The organism is Streptomyces sp. NPDC056835, assembly GCF_042789485.1.
Taxonomy (GTDB): domain Bacteria; phylum Actinomycetota; class Actinomycetes; order Streptomycetales; family Streptomycetaceae; genus Streptomyces.
Genome location: NZ_JBHUBB010000036.1, coordinates 69656 through 88492 on the forward strand (window position 1 = coordinate 69656; position 18837 = coordinate 88492).

Sequence of the window (18837 nt, forward strand, 5' to 3'; positions counted from 1 at the left end):
CCTCCCCTCCATCTTGTTGGACAATCTGTCCACAACGGGGAGACGCGGGGGATGCCTCGCGATTACGCGAGTTCGGCCGGTGATCTTGCGGTGATCTGGATCACAGGGTCCCGCGGGCGGCTCAGCTGTCGAAACCGAGGCCCAGCCGGTCCATGGTCCGCAGCCACAGATTGCGCTGTCCGCCCCGGGCGTCCGCGCGGGCCAGCGACCATTTGGTGAGGCCGATCCCGGCCCACGCGGCCGGTTCCGGCGGGAACGGCAGCGGCTTGCTCCTGACCATCTCCAGCGCTGTGCGCTCGGTCCGTTCGCCCGCCAGGAGATCGAGCATCACCTCCCCGCCGAAGCGGGTCGCCCCGACACCGAGCCCGGTGTACCCGGCGGCATACGCGACCCGGCCGTCGTAGGCCGTACCGAAGAAGGCCGAGAAGCGCGAACAGGTGTCGATGGCACCGCCCCAGGCATGACTGAAGCGCACCCCCTCCAGCTGCGGGAAGCAGCGGAAGAAGTGGCCGGCGAGCTTGAGATAGGTCTCCGGACGGTGGTTGAGCGCCGTGTCGAGCCGACCGCCGTACGGATAGATCGCGTCGTAGCCGCCCCACAGGATGCGGTGGTCGTCGGTGATCCGGAAGTAGTGGAACTGATTGGCGCTGTCGCCGAGCCCCTGACGGTTCTTCCAGCCGATCGCGGCGCGCTGCTCCTCGGTCAGCGGCTCGGTCATCAGCGCGTAGTCGTAGACGGGGACGGTGTACGGACGTACCCGTCGGACCAGCGAGGGGAACACATTGGTGCCGAGCGCGACCTTGCGCGCGAAGATCCGTCCGTACGGCGTACGGACGGCCATCCCGGACCCGGCTCCCGACCCGCCTCCCGGACCGGGCACGGACCGGGCACGCGCCAGCTCCAGCGCGCGGGTGTTCTCGTAGAGGCGTACCCCGAGCTCCGCGCAGGCGCGCTTGAGGCCCCAGGCGAGCTTGGCCGGGTGCAGCATGGCGACGCCGCGCCGGTCCCACAGCCCGCCCAGGAACGTCGGCGAGTCGACCTCGGCCCGCACCGCTTCCCGGTCCAGCACCTCCAGACCGGTCCGGCCGAGCCGCGTCGCCTCCTCGTACAGCTCACGGAGGTCGTCCAGTTGGTACGGCTCGGTGGCGACGTCGATCTCACCGGTGCGCTCGAACGAACAGTCGATGGCGTAGCGGGCGACGGTCGCCTCGATGGCGTCGAGATTGCGCTCGCCCAGTTCCTCCAGCTTCCGCAGCTCCCCCGGCCAGCGCGCGAGCCCATTGCTGAAGCCGTGGGTGAGGGAGGCGGCGCAGAAGCCGCCGTTGCGGCCGGAGGCGGCCCAGCCCACCTCGCGGCCCTCGATCAGTACGACGTCCCGCTCCGGGTCGCGTTCCTTGGCGAGCAGCGCGGTCCACAGCCCGCTGTAGCCGCCGCCGATGACGAGCAGATCGCAGTGTTCGTCGCCGGTGAGGGCCGGCAGGGCACCCGGCCTGCCGGGGTCGTCCAGCCAGTACGGGACCGGCCGCGCGTCGGAGAGTGACGCGGCGGAGAGCGCCGCGGTGGTGGTGCGCATGGCGCTTGGGGCCATGTCTTCCAACTCCTTCGGGGGGATGGTGAGATCTGTTCAGGTCGTGGCGGCGGTCTTCTTCCGCCGGTTGCTGACCAGCTGGCCGCCGACCACCAGCAGTACGGCGATGATGAACATCGCCGTCCCGATGACATTGATCTGTACCGGCGTGCCGCGCTGGGCGGAGCCCCAGACGAACATGGGGAAGGTCACGGTCGAGCCGGCGTTGAAGTTGGTGATGATGAAGTCGTCGAACGAGAGCGCGAAGGCGAGCAGGGCGCCCGCCGCGATCCCGGGGGCGGCGATCGGCAGCGTGACCCGTACGAAGGTCTGCACGGGCCCCGCGTAGAGATCCCGCGCCGCCTCCTCCAGTCTCGGGTCCATCGACATGACGCGCGCCTTGACGGCGGTCACCACGAAGCTGAGGCAGAACATGATGTGTGCGATGAGCACGGTCCAGAAGCCGAGCCGCGCGCCCAGGTTGAGGAAGAGCGTCAGCAGCGAGGCGGCCATCACGACCTCGGGCATCGCCATCGGCAGGAAGATCAGTGAGTTGATCGAGCCGCGCGCCCGGAAGCGGTAACGGACCAGCGCGAACGCGATCATCGTGCCCAGGACGGTGGCGCCGAGCGTCGCCCAGGCGGCGATCTGGAGCGAGAGCGTCAGCGAGCCGCACAGATCGGCGACTCCGCAGGGATCCTTCCAGGCGTCCAGCGAGAAGCGCTGCCAGGAGTAGTTGAAGCGCCCGTTCGGCTTGTTGAAGGAAAAGACCATCACGACGAGGTTGGGCACGATCAGAAAGCCGAGCGTCAGCATGCCCGCGATGACGACGATATTGCGTCGGAGCCAGCGCATCAGACCAGGTCCTCCGTCCCTGCTCGGCGGATGTAGAAGGTGACCATCAGCAGGACGATCGCCATGAGGATGAACGAGAGGGCGGCGGCCGTCGGATAGTCCAGCACCCGCAGGAACTGTGTCTGGATGACACTGCCCACCATCTTGGTGTCGGTGGAGCCGAGCAGTTCGGCGTTGACGTAGTCGCCGCTCGCCGGGATGAAGGTGAGCAGCGTGCCGGAGACGACGCCCGGCATGGAGAGCGGGAAGGTCACCTTCCGGAACGTGGTCAGCGGCCTGGCGTACAGATCGCCCGCGGCCTCGTGCAGCCGCCCGTCGATGCGCTCCAGCGAGGTGTAGAGGGGCAGGATCATGAAGGGCAGGAAGTTGTAGGTGAGCCCGCAGACCACCGCCATGGGCGTGGCGAGTACGCGGTTGCCCTCGGTCCAGCCGAGCCAGCTCGTCACGTCCAGCACATGCAGGGAGTCCAGGATGCCGACGACCGTGCCGCCGTCCGCGAGGATCGTCTTCCAGGCGAGCGTACGGATCAGGAAGCTGGTGAAGAACGGCGCGATGACCAGGACGAGCAGCAGATTGCGCCGGCGTCCGGCCTTGAAGGCGATGAGATACGCGAGCGGATAGCCGAGCAGCAGACACAGGATCGTGGCCGTGCCCGCGTACAGCAGGGAGCGCACGAACTGCGGGTAGTACTCCTGGAGCGCGTCCCAGTAGGTCGCGAAGTGCCAGGTGACCTCGAAGCCCTTCTCCAGGGAGCCGGTCTGTACGGAGGTCGACGCCTGGTAGACCATCGGCAGCGCGAAGAAGACCAGCAGCCAGAGGATGCCGGGCAGCAGCAGCCAGTACGGCACGAGCCGCTTGCGCGTGGACGCCTTGCGTACCGGGAGTTTTGGCGGGGTGGCGGGCGCGGCGGGAGGCGCCTCGGTGAGCGTCACGAGACCTCCTCGTCCACCGTCTCGGTGCCCGCGTCAATATCCTGGGCCGCGTCCAGACCGAAGCTGTGTGCCGGGTTCCAGTGCAGGACCACCTCGGCGCCGGGCGAGAGCCGGCTGTCCCGCTCGATGTTCTGCGCGTACACCTCGAACTCCGGACAGACGGGGCTGTCGATCACATACTGCGTGGAGACCCCGATGAAGCTGGAGTCGGCGATCCGCCCGGTGATCCGGTTGCGGCCGTCGGGGATGGTGCCCGCGTCGTCCGCGTGCGCCAGCGAGATCTTCTCGGGCCGTACGCCGACCAGCAGCCTGCCGCCGCTGGTGGTCGGGGCGGAGCACCGTCCGGCGGGCAGCCGCAGTTTGGCGCCGCCCGCCGTGACCACCACGTCGTCGCCGTGGATCTCGGCGACCTCGGCCTCGATGAGGTTGGAGGTGCCGAGGAAGTTGGCGACGAAGGTGGTCTGCGGGTTCTCGTAGAGATCGGCGGGGCTTCCCAGCTGCTCGACCAGGCCTCCGTTCATCACCGCGACCGTGTCAGCCATGGTCATGGCCTCCTCCTGGTCGTGGGTGACATGGATGAAGGTGATGCCGACCTCGGTCTGGATGCGCTTGAGCTCCAGCTGCATCTGCCGGCGCAGCTTGAGGTCGAGGGCGCCGAGCGGTTCGTCGAGCAGCAGCACCTGGGGGTGGTTGATCAGCGCGCGGGCGACGGCGACCCGCTGCTGCTGGCCGCCGGAGAGCTGGTGCGGCTTGCGCTTGGCGAAGTCGCCGAGCTGGACGAGATCGAGCATCGCGCCGACCTGCCCCCGTACGGACTTGATGCCGCGGCGGCGCAGTCCGAAGGCGACGTTCTCGTAGATGTCGAGGTGCGGGAAGAGCGCGTAGCTCTGGAAGACGGTGTTGACCGGCCGCTTGTACGGAGGAAGGCCGGTGACGTCCTTGTCGCCCAGGAAGACCGTGCCGGTGGTCGGCTCCTCCAGGCCCGCGATCATCCGCAGGGTGGTGGTCTTGCCGCACCCCGACGCGCCGAGGAGAGCGAAGAAGGAGCCCTGCGGCACGGTGAGATCGAGCGGCTGGACGGCGCGGAAGGAGCCGTACGTCTTGCTGATCCCGGACAGGCGGACGTCGCCGCCGCCCCGGCTGGTGGATGCAGTCTCTGTCATGGGTAACGGTCCCGGGGATGAGAGAGGTGGACGGGCTGAGACCAGGCCGTCCCCGGCGATGGGGGAGGTGCGCTGTCAGGCGCCGATGAGCTTGGCGAACTTCTGCTCGTACGCCGTCTCTTCCTGGGCGCTGAGGGAGCGGAAGGCGTGCGAGGCGGCGGCCATCGCCGCGTCCGGGAGGATCAGTGTGTTGTCGGCCATCGACTTGTCGATCTTCGTGAGTTCGGCGCGTACCCCGTCGACCGGGCAGACGTAGTTGATGTACGCGGCGAGCTCGGCGGCGACCGGCGGCCGGTAGTAGTGGTCGATGAGCAGTTCGGCGTTGGTCTTGTGCCGTGCCTTGGCCGGGACCAGCAGATTGTCGCTGGAGATGATGTAGCCGCTGCGGGGGATGGTGAACTTGATGTCCGGGTTGTCGTTCTGGAGCTGGACGATATCGCCGGCCCAGGCGACACAGGCCGCGATATCGCCCTTGTCGAGATCGGCGGTGTAGTCGTTGCCGGTGAAGCGGCGGATCTGCTTCTTGTCGACGGCCTTCTGGATACGGGCGATGGCGGCGTCGAAGTCGTCGTCGGTGAAGCTGCCCGGGTCCTTGCCCAGATCGAGCAGGGTCATTCCGATGGAGTCGCGCATCTCGGAGAGGAACGAGACGCGCCCCTTGAGCCGCGGGTCGTCGAGCAGCTGGGAGACGGAGTCGACCGTGCGTCCGCCGGTGGCCTTCGCGTTGTACGCGATGACGGTGGGGATTCCCGTCCAGGGGTAGCTATGGGCACGGCCCGGGTCCCAGTCGGGTGAGCGGAACTGGTCGGAGAGGTTCGCGAACGCGTGGGGCAGCCGCGAGGGGTCGAGCTTCTGGACGTAACCGAGCCTGATCATGCGGGCGGCGAGCCAGTCGGTGACACATATGAGGTCACGGCCGGTGTCCTGGCCGGCCGCCAGCTGCGGCTGGATCTTGCCGAAGAACTCGACGTTGTCGTTGATGTCCGCCGTGTACTTGACGCTGACGCCGGTGCGCTTCGTGAACGCCTCCAGCGTCGGATAGTGCTTCTCGTCCTCGCTGACGTCCATGTACTCGGTCCAGTTGGAGAAGACGACCCGCTTCTCGTCCGCCGAGTGGTCGGTGGACGCGGGGCCGTCGCCCTCCCGCTTGGCGGGCGGGATCCCGCAGCCGCTCAGACCGGCGAGAGCGCCGATCGTGAGCGCGCCGACACCGGTGGCGCGCAGCATGGACCGGCGGGTGAGGGCGCCCCTGCCGCTGGTCAGGCTGCGCCGCATCGCGGCGAGCTGGGCCCCGGAGAGACGGTCGGGCTCGTACTGCTCCATGCGCTGTGCCCTTTCGGGTGGGTGGTCACTGCGGGCGGACGGTCACTGGGGACGGTCACCGAAGATCGTGCGGTGCCAGTCCTTCCTGGCCACCGCGGTGTTGTCGTACATCACATGCTTGACCTGCGTGTACTCCTCGAAGGAGTACGCCGACATGTCCTTGCCGAACCCGCTGGCCTTGTATCCGCCGTGCGGCATCTCGCTGATGATCGGGATGTGGTCGTTGACCCATACGCAGCCGGCCTTGATCTCCCGGGTGGCCCGGCCAGCGCGGTGGACATCGCGGGTCCAGGCGGAGGCGGCGAGGCCGTACGGGGTGTCGTTGGCGAGCCGGATGCCCTCGTCGTCGGAGCCGAAGGGCAGGACGACCAGGACCGGGCCGAAGATCTCGGACTGGACTATCTCACTGTCCTGGGCGGCGTCCGTGACGAGCGTGGGACGGTAGTACGCGCCGTCCTTCCACACGCCGCCTGGCGCCTCGCCGCCGGTGACGATCCGGGCGTAGCCGCGGGCCCGCTCGACGAAGCCGGCCACCCGGTCGCGGTGGGTGTGCGAGATCAGCGGGCCGAGGTCCGTGGCCGGGTCGAAGGGGTCGCCGAGGCGCACGGTCTCCATCAGTCCGGCGACACCGCTGACGAAGGCGTCGTACAGCGGCCGTTGCACATAGGCGCGGGTGGCGGCCGTGCAGTCCTGGCCGCCGTTGATGAGGGAGCCCGCCACCGCGCCGTGGACGGCGGCCTCCAGATCCGCGTCGTCGAAGACCAGGAAGGGCGCCTTGCCGCCGAGTTCGAGGTGGAGGCGTTTGACGGTGGCGGTGGCGATCTCCGCTACGCGCTTTCCGACGGCGGTGGAGCCGGTGAAGGAGGTCATCACGACATCGGGGTGGCCGACGAGCCGTTCCCCGGCGTCGGGCCCCGCGCCGCTGACGATATTGATCACACCGTCGGGCAGTCCGGCCTCCTGCGCGGCCCGCGCGAACATCAGCGAGGTGAAGGGGGTGATCTCGGCGGGCTTCAGAACGATGGTGTTGCCCGCGGCGACGGCCGGCAGGATCTTCCAGGCGGCCATCTGGAGCGGGTAGTTCCAGGGCGCGATGGAGCCGACGACCCCGATCGGCTCGCGGCGTACGTACGAGGTGTGATCGGCGCTGTACTCACCGGCCGAGGCGCCCTGGAGCCGGCGCGCGGCGCCCGCGAAGAACGCGGTGTTGTCGATGGTGCCGGGGACATCGAACTCGGTGGACAGCCTGATCGGTTTGCCGCACTGGAGCGATTCCGCGTACGCGAAGTCGTCGGCCTGTTCGGCGAGGACGTCCGCGAACCGGTGCAGGGCGTCGGAACGTTCCCCCGGGGTGGTGCCCGACCAGCCGGGGAACGCCTCGCGCGCGGCATCGACGGCGGCGTCGACATCGGCCGGGCCCGCCAGTTCGTACGCGTACAGTTCCTCGCCGGTCGCCGGGTTCACGACGGCGTGCGTACGTCCCGAGGTGCCCGGTCGCGGCCGTCCGCCGATGAACTGCGCACCGGCCGCGAAGCGGTCCCGCACCTGGAAGCGGTTGGCCATGACGCTCTCCGATGTTCCAGCTGGTTGGTCAGCTGTCGTTCCGGCTGTTGTTCCGGCTTCAATTGAGTGCCGATCCTGACAGAGCACCGCCACCTCAACAAGGGATTCCGTTGTTGCCTTTTGGTTACGCGACGGAATCGGTCGACCATGTGTCGCGTCAACGCGCTGATCGGCGGACGGAATGTCAGTGGTGGCTGCCAGACTCACATGCATGGGGAAGAACGCGGGACGTGAGAAATACCTGCTCTTCTGGGGGCACGCGGCACGGCGGGACGGCACGCTCGGCGCGAGCTGTCTCAGTCAGTGGTGGCCTTCACCGTTCACGGTGGACGGGGTGGAATACGCGACGGCCGAGCACTGGATGATGGCGGGCAAGGCGCGGCTCTTCGGGGACGAGGAGGCCGAGCGCGCCGCGCTGGAGGCGGCGAATCCCGCGCTCGCCAAGAAGGCGGGGCGGCTGGTGCGCGATTTCGACGAGGCCGTCTGGGAGCGCGAGCGCTTCGGCATCGTGGTGGAGGGCAGCGTCCACAAATTCGGGCAGGATGCCGCGCTGCGCGGATTTCTGCTGGCCACGGGCGACCGGATACTCGTGGAGGCCAGCCCGATGGACCGGATCTGGGGCATCGGGCTGGCCTCGGACGACGAGCGGGCGCAGGATCCCGCGCGCTGGCGCGGGCTGAATCTGCTGGGCCTGGCGCTGATGGAGGCGCGTGAGCGGCTCCGGGCCGAGAGCCTGGGAGCTGTCGGGTCTAGCGGATGACGTCGACCACCAGTGAGGTGCTGTAGTCGTCGTAGGTGCTGTCGTAGTCGTTGTTCCGTTCCTCGTTGATCGCTTGGGTGATGCCCCAGATGATGAAGCCGAGGAAGATGACGCCGAGGGCGATGCCGATCGAGCCGAGGATGACACCGGCGCGGGCCTGACCCTCGTTGTTGGCCTCGCCTCGCTGTACGCGCTTCCTGCCGACGATGCCGAAGATCAGCGCGAGTACGCCGAGGACGATGCCGCCGATGCCGTACAGACAGAACAGACAGACGGACAGGATGCCGAGCACCATCGCGGCGACGCCCATACCGTTCGCCGGGGGCTGCCAGCCGGGCTGGCCGTACGCCGGCACGCCCGGGTACGGCTGCGCGGCGGCGGGGTAGCTGGGATAGCCGTAGCCGGGGGCCTGTCCCGGTCCCGGGCCGGCGCCGTACGGAGCGGTGGGGTGCTGGACGGGCGAGGCGCCCGGGTAACCGTAAGGACCGGGGGCGGGCTGAGCCGGTCCCCCGGGAGCGGTGGGCGGCGGCGGTACGGCGCCGGGCTCGGGGCCTCCGGTCGGCACACCGGTGAACGTCGGCTGGTTGTGGAACGATCCGGCCGACGGCTGCGAGGGCCCCGGGACCCCTGGGGACCGCTGTTCCGGATGCTCGGGTGATATCGGCGGCGGCGGCAGCGGCGCCGGCCTGTCCAGCGGGATCCGCTGCTCGGGCGGAGCCCAGGGATCACTCGGCTCGTAGCCGCCCGGCGGCTGCTCGCTCTTGTCTGACATGGGCCTCCCCCATCGTAATTCCGTCATGCTACGGCCTCCGCTCCACACGGAACCGGCCCGGCCTACGATGATCCCTGACCCGAACGGCCCACGGCAGGGTGCGGACGTCCCGCCCCTTCCGACGCCGTGAGTTCCTGGCACCCGCCCCAGCATCCGGAGGACCCCGATGACCGATCTGCACCCCTTCATCGCGGGGCTGCCCAAGGCCGAACTGCATGTCCACCATGTCGGATCGGCATCGCCCCGTATCGTGGCCGAACTGGCCGGCCGGCACGCGGACTCCAAGGTGCCCACCGACCCCGAGGCGCTTGCCGACTACTTCACCTTCACCGACTTCGCGCACTTCATCGACGTCTATCTCTCCGTCGTCGATCTGATCCGTACGCCCGAGGACGTCCGGCTGCTGACCTTCGAGATCGCCCGTGACATGGCCCGGCAGAACATCCGCTATGCCGAGCTGACGGTCACGCCCTTCAGCTCGACCAGCCGGGGCATCCCCGAGCAGGGCTTCATGGAGGCGATCGAGGACGCCAGGAAGAGCGCCGAGGCCGAGTTCGGCGTCGTGCTGCGCTGGTGCTTCGACATCCCCGGTGAGGCGGGGCTGGCCGCGGCCGAGGAGACGGCCAGGCTCGCGGTGGACCTGCGGCCCGAGGGGCTGATCGCCTTCGGTCTCGGCGGTCCCGAGATCGGGGTGCCCCGGCCGCAGTTCAAGCCGTACTTCGACCGCGCGATCGCCGCGGGCCTGCACTCCGTGCCCCACGCCGGTGAGACGACGGGCCCCGAAACGATCTGGGACGCGCTGCGCGAGCTGGGCGCGGAGCGCATCGGCCATGGCACGAGCGCCGTCCAGGACCCGGAGCTGCTGGCGTACCTCGCCGAGCACCGCGTCCCGCTTGAGGTGTGCCCGACCTCCAATATCGCCACCCGCGCCGTCCTCGATCTCGATGAGCACCCGATCAAGGCGATGGTCGCGGCGGGTGTGCTGGTGACGGTCAACAGCGACGACCCGCCGATGTTCGGCACGGACCTCAACCAGGAGTACGGGGTGGCCGCCCGGCTGCTCGGCCTGGACGAGCGTGGTCTGGCCGAGCTCGCGAAGAACGGTGTGGAGGCCTCGTTCCTCGACACGGACGGCAAGAAGCGGCTCACCGCCGAGATCGACACGTACACCGCCCAGTGGCTCGCCCGCTGACGATGGCCGGCGACCGGACGGACCGGGACGCCGCCGCGCGGACCGTCGTCGCCGTCGGCCACCGCGGCGATCCCTACCGCGTACGGGAGAACACCCTCCCGTCCGTGCGCTCCGCGCGGCGGCGGGGCGCGGACGCGGTCGAGATCGACGTCAGGCTCACCCGCGACGGTGTGCCCGTGCTGCTGCACGACTCCACGCTGAAGCGGCTCTGGGGCCATGAACGGCCGCTGGCGGAGCTGCCGTACGAGGAGCTGCGCGAGCTGACGGACGGCGGGGTCCCGACGCTGCGCGAGGCGCTCACGGCGGAGGACCCGGACGGGGCCGGAAGCGGAAACGCGGGTGCGGACGGGATCCGCTTCATGGTGGATCTTCCCGGCGCGACCGAGGAGTCGGTACGCACGATCGTCGGCACGGTGCGCGAGTGCGGCGCCGCCGAGCGCGTGTACTACTGCGCGGGCCCGAGCGCGATGCTCGCCGTTCGCGCCGCCGACGCGCGCGCCGAGATCGCCATGACCTGGACGACGCTCGCGCCACCGCGTCCGGCTCTGCTCGCGGCGGTGCGGCCACGCTGGCTCAACTACCGGTTCGGGCTGGTCAGCCGGGAGCTGGCCGACCGCAACCACCGGGACGGACTGCTGGTCTCCGCCTGGACCGTGGACACCAGGTGGAGCATGCGCCGGCTGATCGCGCACGGCGTCGACTCCGTCACCACCAACCGGATCGATGTGCTGTCCGGGCTGCTCGGTACTCGTCGTTCGTGACCCCCCGGGCGTACGGTCGGCATGATGAGCCGACGGTCCCTCCCGTGATCACGGCGGGCGCGGCGGGTGAAGCGGGTGCGGCAGGTGCGGGAGCGAGCAGGGGAGAAGACGTGTCCGACGACCACGGCAACCCGCGCGCGACGGGGCGTATCCGCTCCGACATCGCGCACAACGCCCGCGTCTGGAATTACTGGTTGGGCGGGAAAGACAATTATCTGGTGGACCGCGCGGTCGGCGACCAGGTCACCGGCCTGTATCCGAGCATCGGTGAAGTGGCCCGCGCGGACCGGGCGTTCCTCGGCCGTGCGATCCGTCATCTCACCGGTGACCTGGGTGTACGGCAGTTCCTGGACATCGGCACAGGACTGCCCACCGTCGACAACACCCATGAGGTGGCGCAGCGGATCGCGCCCGAGTCCCGGATCGTCTACGTCGACAACGACCCGATCGTGCTGGCGCACGCCCGCGCGCTGCTGACGGGCTCCGCCGCGGGCGCCACCGAGTACATCGACGCGGACGCCCATGATCCGGACGGGATCCTGGCCGCCGTCGAGCCGACGCTCGACCTGCGGCAGCCGGTGGCGGTGATAATGCTCGGCATTCTGAACTTCGTCCTCGACACCGACGACGCGCGGTCGATCGTACGCAAGCTGCTGGCCGCCGTACCCTCGGGCAGCTATCTGGTATTGACCCATCCCACGCTGGAGCTGGGCGGCGACGGCAATGCCGAGGCCATGCGGTTCTGGAACGAGAACGCGACGCCGCCGATCACCGCCCGCGGCCGGGCGGACATCGAGTCCTTCGTGGCCGGTCTTGAGCTGCTGGAGCCGGGCATCGTCTCCTGCGCGCGCTGGCGCCCCGACCTCCGCCACGACGACGGCGCCGCGGAAGTGGCCCAGTTCGGCGTCGTGGCACGCAAGCCCTGACGTGCGGGGAAAGCGGGACCGGGCACAGCAGCGGCCGGAAGGCCGTCCCGTCACAGGTCGGCGCCCGGGTCCTTCCTGGACGGTCCCGGCTCCTCCGCCCTGAGCGGCTCCGGCGGCTCCGCCTCCTTGGCGCGGGTCGTCAGCACCTTCCCGATGAACAGGTCGTAGACGAAGACCCCGATGAGTCCGCCGACCAGCGGTCCGATGATCGGGATCCAGAAGTAGCCGCTGAACCACTGGAAACTGCCCGGTAGCGCGATATCCCCCCAGCCCACGAAGTACGTCCACAGCCGTGGCCCGAAGTCGCGCGCGGGGTTGATCGCGTATCCGGCGTTCGTCCCGATGCTCAGTCCGATCGCGAAGACGACCAGGCCGATCAGGAACGGTGCGAGATTGGACAGGGGCCCGCTGTTGCGCGTGTCGATGAGCGCGCAGACCAGGATCAGGAGAATCGCGGTGCCGATGAGCTGGTCCAGGAAAGGACCCCACCAGGAACTGCCGAAGTACTCGGCCGGGAAGGTGGCGAAAATCGAGAAGGTGGAGAGTGACTGGTCCCTGGCGATTCCGGCCTTGCCATTGAAATCGTCGATGGCCCAGCTGTACGCGGAAAAGACCACGGCGGCGCCGAGGAAAGCGCCAAGGAGTTGTGCGCCCCAGTACGGAAGGACCTTTTTCCAGGGGAATCCGCGGCGCGCGGCGAAGGCGAGCGTGACGGCGGGGTTGATATGCCCTCCGCTGATACCCCCGGAGACGTACACCCCGAAGACCACGCCGAGGCCCCAGCCCCACGAGATGATCAGCCAGTTCGCCGGGCCGAAGGCGGCCGTCTGGCGGCCCGATCCGGGGAGCCCGGCGACGGCCACGGCGACCGACCCGCAGCCCAGCAGGATCAGTACAAACGTTCCCAGGAATTCCGCGAGCAGCTCGCCATTGAGCCCTTCGTGGTAGCCGCGACGCTTTGTACTGGTAGTCGCCATTGCTCCTCCTGCTTCATACAGCCTTCGGACAGTCTTCAGACGGCCCGCGCGGGGCTTGGTAGAAGCGACTGTAGGACCGTCCGGTGGAATGCGCCCGGCGAGCGCGGCGCACAGCTGAGGGAGCGTCACGCGGGCATGAGGCCATTCGGGTGAGGGTTTCCGCCCTGCGCGTAAGACCCACGCATAAGACCCGCGCATAAGAAAGGGGCGAATTCCGCGCCCTGCCGAGACGCGCTCCCGTGGCTGTATCAGCCGTCGAGCGAGGTCATCACGTGCTTGATACGCGTGTAGTCGTCGAAGCCGTACGCCGAGAGGTCCTTGCCGTAGCCGGACTTCTTGAAGCCGCCGTGCGGCATCTCCGCGACCAGCGGAATGTGGGTGTTGATCCACACACAGCCGAAGTCCAGCGACTTCGACATCCGCATCGCCCGCCCGTGGTCCTTGGTCCACACCGAGGAGGCGAGCGCGAACTCGACGCCGTTGGCGTACTCCAGCGCCTGCGCCTCGTCCGTGAAGGACTGGACGGTGATGACCGGGCCGAAGACCTCGTTCTGGATGATCTCGTCGTCCTGCTTGAGGCCGGAGACGACGGTCGGGGCGTAGAAGTAGCCCTTGTCACCGACCCGGTGGCCGCCCGCCTCGACCTTGGCGTGGGCCGGCAGCCGCTCGATGAAGCCGGAGACCTGCTTCAGCTGGTTGGCGTTGTTGAGCGGGCCGTACAGCACGTCCTCGTCGTCCGCGGCGCCGGTCTTCGTCTCGGCGGCGGCCTTCGCGAGCGCCGTCACGAACTCGTCGTGGATCGACTCGTGGACGAGGACGCGGGTGGCGGCCGTACAGTCCTGCCCGGCGTTGAAGTAGCCCGCCACCGCGATGTCCTCGACGGCCTTGGCGATGTCGACGTCCTCGAAGACGACGACCGGCGCCTTGCCGCCCAGCTCCAGATGGACACGCTTGACGTCCTTGGCCGCCGACTCGGCGACCTGCATGCCGGCCCGTACGGAACCGGTGATCGAGGCCATCGCCGGGATCGGGTGCTCGACCATCGCCCGGCCGCTGTCGCGGTCGCCGCAGATGACGTTGAAGACACCCTTGGGGACGATCGCGCCGATGATCTCGGCCATCAGCGTGGTCGAGGCCGGGGTGGTGTCCGACGGCTTGAGCACCACGGTGTTGCCCGCGGCGAGGGCCGGCGCGAACTTCCACACGGCCATCATCATCGGGTAGTTCCACGGCGCGACCTGCGCGCAGACGCCGACCGGCTCGCGGCGGACGATGGACGTGAGCCCTTCCATGTACTCCCCGGCCGAGCGGCCTTCGAGCATCCGGGCGGCGCCCGCGAAGAAGCGGATCTGGTCCACCATCGGCGGGAGCTCTTCGGTACGGGTCAGCTCCAGTGGCTTGCCGGTGTTCTCGGACTCGGCGGCGATCAGATCCTCCGCCCGCTCCTCGAAGGCGTCCGCGATCTTGAGCAGTACCTTCTGGCGTTCGGCCGGGGTGGAGTCGCGCCAGGCCGGGAAGGCCGCGGCGGCGGCCTCCATGGCGGCGTCGACGTCGGCCTGCCCCGAGAGCGGGGAGGTGGCGTACACCTCGCCCGTGGCCGGGTTGACCACCTCGATGGTCCGCCCGTCCGCGGCGTCCCGGAACTCTCCGTTGATGTAGTTACGCAGCCGGCGCAGCTCGGTGGTCACTGCCACCCCTCCTGTCGGAAGTTACGTATCGGAATGTCCGATGGGTGAGACACCCACCTTAATCGGTCGGTCGACGCTTTCGACAGGCCGACCCCTCCCTAACTTCGGATTCGGTGAGATTCGATCGCTTCAACAACGAATTTCATCGATGCAGGGTTGCGGGACGGACGAGTCGCAGTGCACAGTGAGGCGCGTGGCCAGTCGTAGCGCAGACTCCAGGACAGAGTCCAGGACAGATTCCAGGACCGGGAACGGATCATCGCCGTCCATCGATGCCGTGTCCCTCGCCATCATCGAACAGCTCCAGGAGGACGGGCGGCGCCCGTACGCCGCGATCGGCAAGGCCGTCGGCCTCTCCGAGGCGGCCGTGCGCCAGCGCGTCCAGAAGCTGCTCGACCAGGGCGTGATGCAGATCGTCGCCGTCACCGACCCGCTCACCGTGGGTTTCCGGCGCCAGGCGATGGTCGGCATCAACGTCGAGGGCGATCTGGATCCCGTCGCGGACGCACTGTCGGCCATGGACGAGTGCGAGTACGTGGTGATGACCGCGGGCTCGTTCGACCTGATGGTGGAGATCGTCTGCGAGGACGACGACCACCTGCTCGACGTGATCAACAAGCGGATCCGCGCGCTCCCCGGCGTGCGCTCCACCGAGAGCTTCGTCTACCTCAAGCTGAAGAAGCAGACCTACATGTGGGGAACCCGATAGCCGTGAGCAAGGACCTCTCCAAGACCGCGTACGACCACCTGTGGATGCACTTCACCCGCATGTCGTCGTACGAGAACGCACCCGTGCCCACCATCGTGCGTGGCGAGGGCACCTACATCTACGACGACCAGGGCAAGCGCTATCTGGACGGTCTCTCGGGACTCTTCGTGGTCAACGCCGGGCACGGCCGCCACGAACTGGCCGAGACCGCCTACAAGCAGGCGCAGGAGCTGGCCTTCTTCCCGGTCTGGTCGTACGCGCACCCCAAGGCCGTCGAGCTGGCCGAACGGCTCGCCCACTACGCGCCGGGCGACCTCAACAAGGTCTTCTTCACCACGGGCGGCGGCGAGGCGGTCGAGACCGCCTGGAAGCTCGCCAAGCAGTACTTCAAGCTGACCGGCAAGCCGACCAAGTACAAGGTCATCTCACGCGCCGTCGCCTACCACGGCACCCCGCAGGGAGCCCTGTCCATCACCGGTCTGCCGGCCCTGAAGGCGCCGTTCGAGCCGCTGGTCCCGGGCGCGCACAAGGTGCCGAACACCAACATCTACCGCGCGCCGCTCCACGGCGACGACCCCGAGGCCTTCGGCCGCTGGGCCGCCGACCAGATCGAGCAGCAGATCCTCTTCGAGGGCCCGGAGACGGTCGCCGCGGTCTTCCTGGAGCCGGTGCAGAACGCGGGCGGCTGTTTCCCCCCGCCGCCCGGATACTTCCAGCGGGTCCGCGAGATCTGCGACCAGTACGACGTCCTGCTCGTCTCCGACGAGGTCATCTGCGCCTTCGGCCGGCTCGGCACGATGTTCGCGTGCGACAAGTTCGACTACGTACCGGACATGATCACCTGCGCCAAGGGCATGACCTCGGGCTACTCCCCGATCGGCGCGTGCATCGTCTCCGACCGGCTCGCCGAGCCGTTCTACGAGGGTGACAACACCTTCCTGCACGGCTACACCTTCGGGGGCCACCCGGTTTCGGCGGCGGTCGGTCTCGCCAACCTCGACATCTTCGAGCGCGAGGGCCTCAACCAGCACGTCCTGGACAACGAGTCCGCCTTCTTCGACACGCTGAACAAGCTGCACGATCTGCCGATCGTCGGCGACGTGCGCGGCAACGGCTTCTTCTACGGCATCGAGCTGGTGAAGGACAAGGCCACGAAGGAGACGTTCACGGACGAGGAGACCGAGCGCGTCCTGTACGGCTTCCTCTCCAAGGAGCTGTACGAGAACGGTCTGTACTGCCGGGCCGACGACCGCGGCGACCCGGTCGTGCAGCTGGCGCCGCCGCTGATCTCCGACCAGTCGACGTTCAACGAGATCGAGGGAATCCTGCGGTCGGTGCTGACGGAGGCGTGGACCAAGCTCTGACAATGTTCCACCGGGATCCTCCGGTCGGTTCCGTACCGACCGTCCGCAGGGAACCCACCCCGCATGACGGCCCGGGTGCCGCCTTTCGAGTGAGAAGGGCGGCACCCGGGCCGTGTGCTGTCCGTACTACCGGCTCCGAATCCCTACCGTGCCCTGTGACCGATCGTCGCCGCCTTCGTTCCCCCGGACGGGGGAGGTAATCCGAACCGAGGTGTACGCCAATGGTGGCCCCACCCGACAACGACGTGCTCTGGGCGCGTTCTCTGAACTACTCCCACAACGGCTCCCCCGCACTCGACAGCGTCTCGCTCGGCGTGCGCGAAGGGGAGATCCTCGCCGTGAACGGCCCGCGCGGCAGCGGCAAGACGACGCTGCTGCGGTGTCTGTCGGGCCAGTTGGTGCCGCAGGAGGGCGAGGTCTGGTTCAACAGCTCGCCGGTCCACACCATGAGCGCTCCGCTCCGCGAACAGCTGCGCCGTGACCGCTTCAGCTGGATCGGCCCGGAGCCGTCCCTCGTCCCCGAGCTCAACGCCTGGGAGAACGCGGCCCTGCCGCTGCTGATGCTCGGCGCGTCCCATCGCGCCGCCAAGACGGCGGCGATGGAGTGGCTGGAGCGCCTTGACATCGGCGACTGCGCCCGCAAGCGTCCGTACGCCCTGTACCAGGCCCAGCGGCAGCGCGTCGCCGTCGCCCGCGCGCTGGTCACCACGCCCTCGGTGCTCTTCGCCGACGAGCCGGCGGCGGCGCTGCATCTCTCGGACGGGGCGCAGGTGCTGCGCACGCTGACCACCGCGGCCCGCTCGCACCGGATCACCGTCGTCCTGGCCACCCTGGACGAGGAGCTCACGGCGCTCGCCGACCGTACGGTCTCACTGATGGACGGACGCCGGGTCAACGCGCCCCGGCCGTCCGAGGCGGAAGGCCGGGCCGCGTGCTCGCTCTCCGTCTAAGCCTCGGTACGCACCCCCTGGTCCTGCTGCGCCGGCTGCTGGTCGCCGCCTCCTCGGCCGGGGTGGGTTTCCTTCTGCTGTGCACGCTGGGCTGGGCGCTGGCCCATCCGGCCGGGTCCCAGTCGCGGCTGCTCTGGTGTCTGATCCCACTGGCCGCGACCGTACAGTTCGCGGTCGCCACGGCCCGTACCGATCAGAGCACCCTGCCACGCTCCGGACTGTCCGCGGTGGGTCTCGGGCCGTCCCGGCTCGCCGCGCTGGCCGCCTCGTCGACCGCCGTGTCCTGCACGCTGGGGAGCGCGGTGGCGCTGCTGTTCTTCCTGCATCTGCGCGGTGATCTGACCGGGATGCCGTTCGACGGTGAGGCCGCGAAACTGCTCGGCGCCGGCCGGCCGCTGCCGCTGGGCGCGGCGCTGACGCTGCTGGCGGCGCTGCCGGTGGTGGCGACGGTGGCGACCTGGCTGGCGCTGCGGACGCGCACCACGGCCGAGTTCCGGCCCGCTCCCGTCAGGGCGCCTGCCCGGCTCGCCAACGCCACGGAGACGACCGCGGATTCGGCCACGGAGCCGGCGTCGGACCAGTCCCTGGAGACGGCCACGACCGAGACCGCGGACGCGGCGATGGCCCCGGACACGGCCGTCGACGAGCCCAGGGCCATGACGCCCGTGCGCGTCCCCGACCCGGCACCGGCGCCGACCGGTCTGCCGTGGGGCGTCGCCATCACGGCGGCGGGGCTCGCGGTCGAGACCTACGCGAGCCGGGGCGGTGGCGGCACCCCGCCGCCGCTGCCGGGTCACTTCGACGGCAGTTCGGCCGGAGTGCTGGCGGGCTGGGCGCTGACAGCGGTCGGCCTGGCGCTGGCCGGGCCGGGGATCACCCATCTCTGCGGCCTGCTGCTCCAGGCCATGCGCCCCGGCGCGGTCCGGCTGCTGGCGGGCCGCACGCTGATGGCCGAGGCACGTCGTATCGGGCGCCCGCTGGGCGTGCTGTGCGCGGTGGTGTCGGGCGCGTTCGCCGCGACGTCACTGTACGGGCCCGGTGACGAACGGCCCTTCGGCCCGCTCACCGGCCTCGGCGCCGCGCTGGTCATCGGCTGCACGGTGGCCACGGTCCTTACGGCGGCGCTGGAAGCCAAACAGGCCCGTCTCTCCACCACGGAGTCCCTGTACCGGCTCGGCGCCCCCGCCACGCTCCTGCGTACGGCGGCGGCGGTGCGGGCGACCACGATCCTCGTGGTGTTCGCCCCGCTGACCTGGGCGGTGGCGGCCCTGGCGGCGATTCCACTGACCACCTGAGCGGCGCTCCTACCGGAACCGGCCGTGCCCCGCCCGAGTG

At 69.2% G+C, this 18837-nt stretch carries 17 protein-coding genes; 8 read left to right on the top strand and 9 right to left on the bottom strand.

The window, feature by feature from the left end; translation table 11 throughout:
• Nucleotides 1-121: 121 nt before the first annotated feature.
• From ACFRMN_RS31945 to ACFRMN_RS31970, 6 genes are all read right to left on the bottom strand, one after another.
• On the bottom strand, nucleotides 122-1588 hold the full coding sequence (locus tag ACFRMN_RS31945) for an NAD(P)/FAD-dependent oxidoreductase (protein ID WP_383026178.1): 1467 nt from the start codon (nucleotides 1586-1588) through the stop codon (nucleotides 122-124).
• 36 nt (nucleotides 1589-1624) lie between these two features.
• Entirely contained in the window at nucleotides 1625-2422 is a 798-nt protein-coding gene (locus tag ACFRMN_RS31950; protein WP_383026180.1) for an ABC transporter permease, read from the bottom strand.
• Nucleotides 2422-3354, bottom strand: coding sequence for an ABC transporter permease (locus ACFRMN_RS31955; RefSeq protein WP_383026183.1), 933 nt, complete (start codon nucleotides 3352-3354; stop codon nucleotides 2422-2424). The genes ACFRMN_RS31950 and ACFRMN_RS31955 overlap by 1 nt, the downstream gene beginning before the upstream one ends.
• A complete protein-coding gene (locus ACFRMN_RS31960; RefSeq protein WP_383026186.1) occupies nucleotides 3351-4517 on the bottom strand; it encodes an ABC transporter ATP-binding protein in 1167 nt (388 codons plus the stop codon). The genes ACFRMN_RS31955 and ACFRMN_RS31960 overlap by 4 nt, the downstream gene beginning before the upstream one ends.
• 75 nt (nucleotides 4518-4592) lie before the next feature.
• Nucleotides 4593-5840 (bottom strand): PotD/PotF family extracellular solute-binding protein, encoded by a 1248-nt coding sequence (locus ACFRMN_RS31965; RefSeq protein ID WP_383026188.1) that lies wholly within the window; start codon nucleotides 5838-5840, stop codon nucleotides 4593-4595.
• A gap of 42 nt (nucleotides 5841-5882) precedes the next feature.
• Nucleotides 5883-7403, bottom strand: coding sequence for a gamma-aminobutyraldehyde dehydrogenase (locus ACFRMN_RS31970; protein ID WP_383026191.1), 1521 nt, complete (start codon nucleotides 7401-7403; stop codon nucleotides 5883-5885).
• A 181-nt stretch (nucleotides 7404-7584) separates the two neighbouring features.
• Between ACFRMN_RS31970 and ACFRMN_RS31975 the strand changes: the two genes are divergently transcribed.
• Complete coding sequence (locus ACFRMN_RS31975; protein ID WP_383026194.1) at nucleotides 7585-8163, top strand: NADAR family protein; 579 nt, start codon at nucleotides 7585-7587, stop codon at nucleotides 8161-8163.
• Here ACFRMN_RS31975 and ACFRMN_RS31980 read toward each other — a convergent pair.
• Nucleotides 8153-8935 (bottom strand): DUF4190 domain-containing protein, encoded by a 783-nt coding sequence (locus ACFRMN_RS31980; protein WP_383026196.1) that lies wholly within the window; start codon nucleotides 8933-8935, stop codon nucleotides 8153-8155. The two genes, ACFRMN_RS31975 and ACFRMN_RS31980, sit on opposite strands and share 11 nt — an antisense overlap.
• A gap of 166 nt (nucleotides 8936-9101) precedes the next feature.
• Here ACFRMN_RS31980 and ACFRMN_RS31985 point away from each other — a divergent pair, with 166 nt between their 5' ends.
• From ACFRMN_RS31985 to ACFRMN_RS31995, 3 genes are all read left to right on the top strand, one after another.
• Nucleotides 9102-10127, top strand: coding sequence for an adenosine deaminase (locus tag ACFRMN_RS31985; protein ID WP_383026199.1), 1026 nt, complete (start codon nucleotides 9102-9104; stop codon nucleotides 10125-10127).
• 2 nt (nucleotides 10128-10129) lie between these two features.
• Nucleotides 10130-10888, top strand: coding sequence for a glycerophosphodiester phosphodiesterase (locus ACFRMN_RS31990; protein WP_383026202.1), 759 nt, complete (start codon nucleotides 10130-10132; stop codon nucleotides 10886-10888).
• Nucleotides 10889-10998: 110 nt separating this feature from the next.
• Complete coding sequence (locus ACFRMN_RS31995; RefSeq protein WP_383026204.1) at nucleotides 10999-11814, top strand: SAM-dependent methyltransferase; 816 nt, start codon at nucleotides 10999-11001, stop codon at nucleotides 11812-11814.
• Nucleotides 11815-11864: 50 nt separating this feature from the next.
• Here ACFRMN_RS31995 and ACFRMN_RS32000 read toward each other — a convergent pair whose 3' ends face one another.
• A complete protein-coding gene (locus ACFRMN_RS32000) occupies nucleotides 11865-12791 on the bottom strand; it encodes an MIP/aquaporin family protein (RefSeq protein WP_383026207.1) in 927 nt (308 codons plus the stop codon).
• Between the two features lie 248 nt (nucleotides 12792-13039).
• A complete protein-coding gene (locus ACFRMN_RS32005; protein ID WP_383026209.1) occupies nucleotides 13040-14479 on the bottom strand; it encodes a gamma-aminobutyraldehyde dehydrogenase in 1440 nt (479 codons plus the stop codon).
• 193 nt (nucleotides 14480-14672) lie between these two features.
• Here ACFRMN_RS32005 and ACFRMN_RS32010 point away from each other — a divergent pair, with 193 nt between their 5' ends.
• The 4 genes from ACFRMN_RS32010 to ACFRMN_RS32025 all read left to right on the top strand — a co-directional run bounded on the left by ACFRMN_RS32010 (nucleotide 14673) and on the right by ACFRMN_RS32025 (nucleotide 18797).
• Entirely contained in the window at nucleotides 14673-15188 is a 516-nt protein-coding gene (locus ACFRMN_RS32010; protein WP_383026212.1) for an Lrp/AsnC family transcriptional regulator, read from the top strand.
• On the top strand, nucleotides 15173-16552 hold the full coding sequence (locus ACFRMN_RS32015) for an aspartate aminotransferase family protein (protein ID WP_383026215.1): 1380 nt from the start codon (nucleotides 15173-15175) through the stop codon (nucleotides 16550-16552). Before ACFRMN_RS32010 ends, ACFRMN_RS32015 begins: the two co-directional genes overlap by 16 nt.
• Before the next feature lie 221 nt (nucleotides 16553-16773).
• Complete coding sequence (locus ACFRMN_RS32020; RefSeq protein WP_383026218.1) at nucleotides 16774-17502, top strand: ABC transporter ATP-binding protein; 729 nt, start codon at nucleotides 16774-16776, stop codon at nucleotides 17500-17502.
• Nucleotides 17484-18797, top strand: a complete 1314-nt coding sequence (locus ACFRMN_RS32025; RefSeq protein ID WP_383026221.1) for a hypothetical protein — start codon at nucleotides 17484-17486, stop codon at nucleotides 18795-18797. The genes ACFRMN_RS32020 and ACFRMN_RS32025 overlap by 19 nt, the downstream gene beginning before the upstream one ends.
• The last annotated feature ends 40 nt before the right edge of the window (nucleotides 18798-18837 follow it).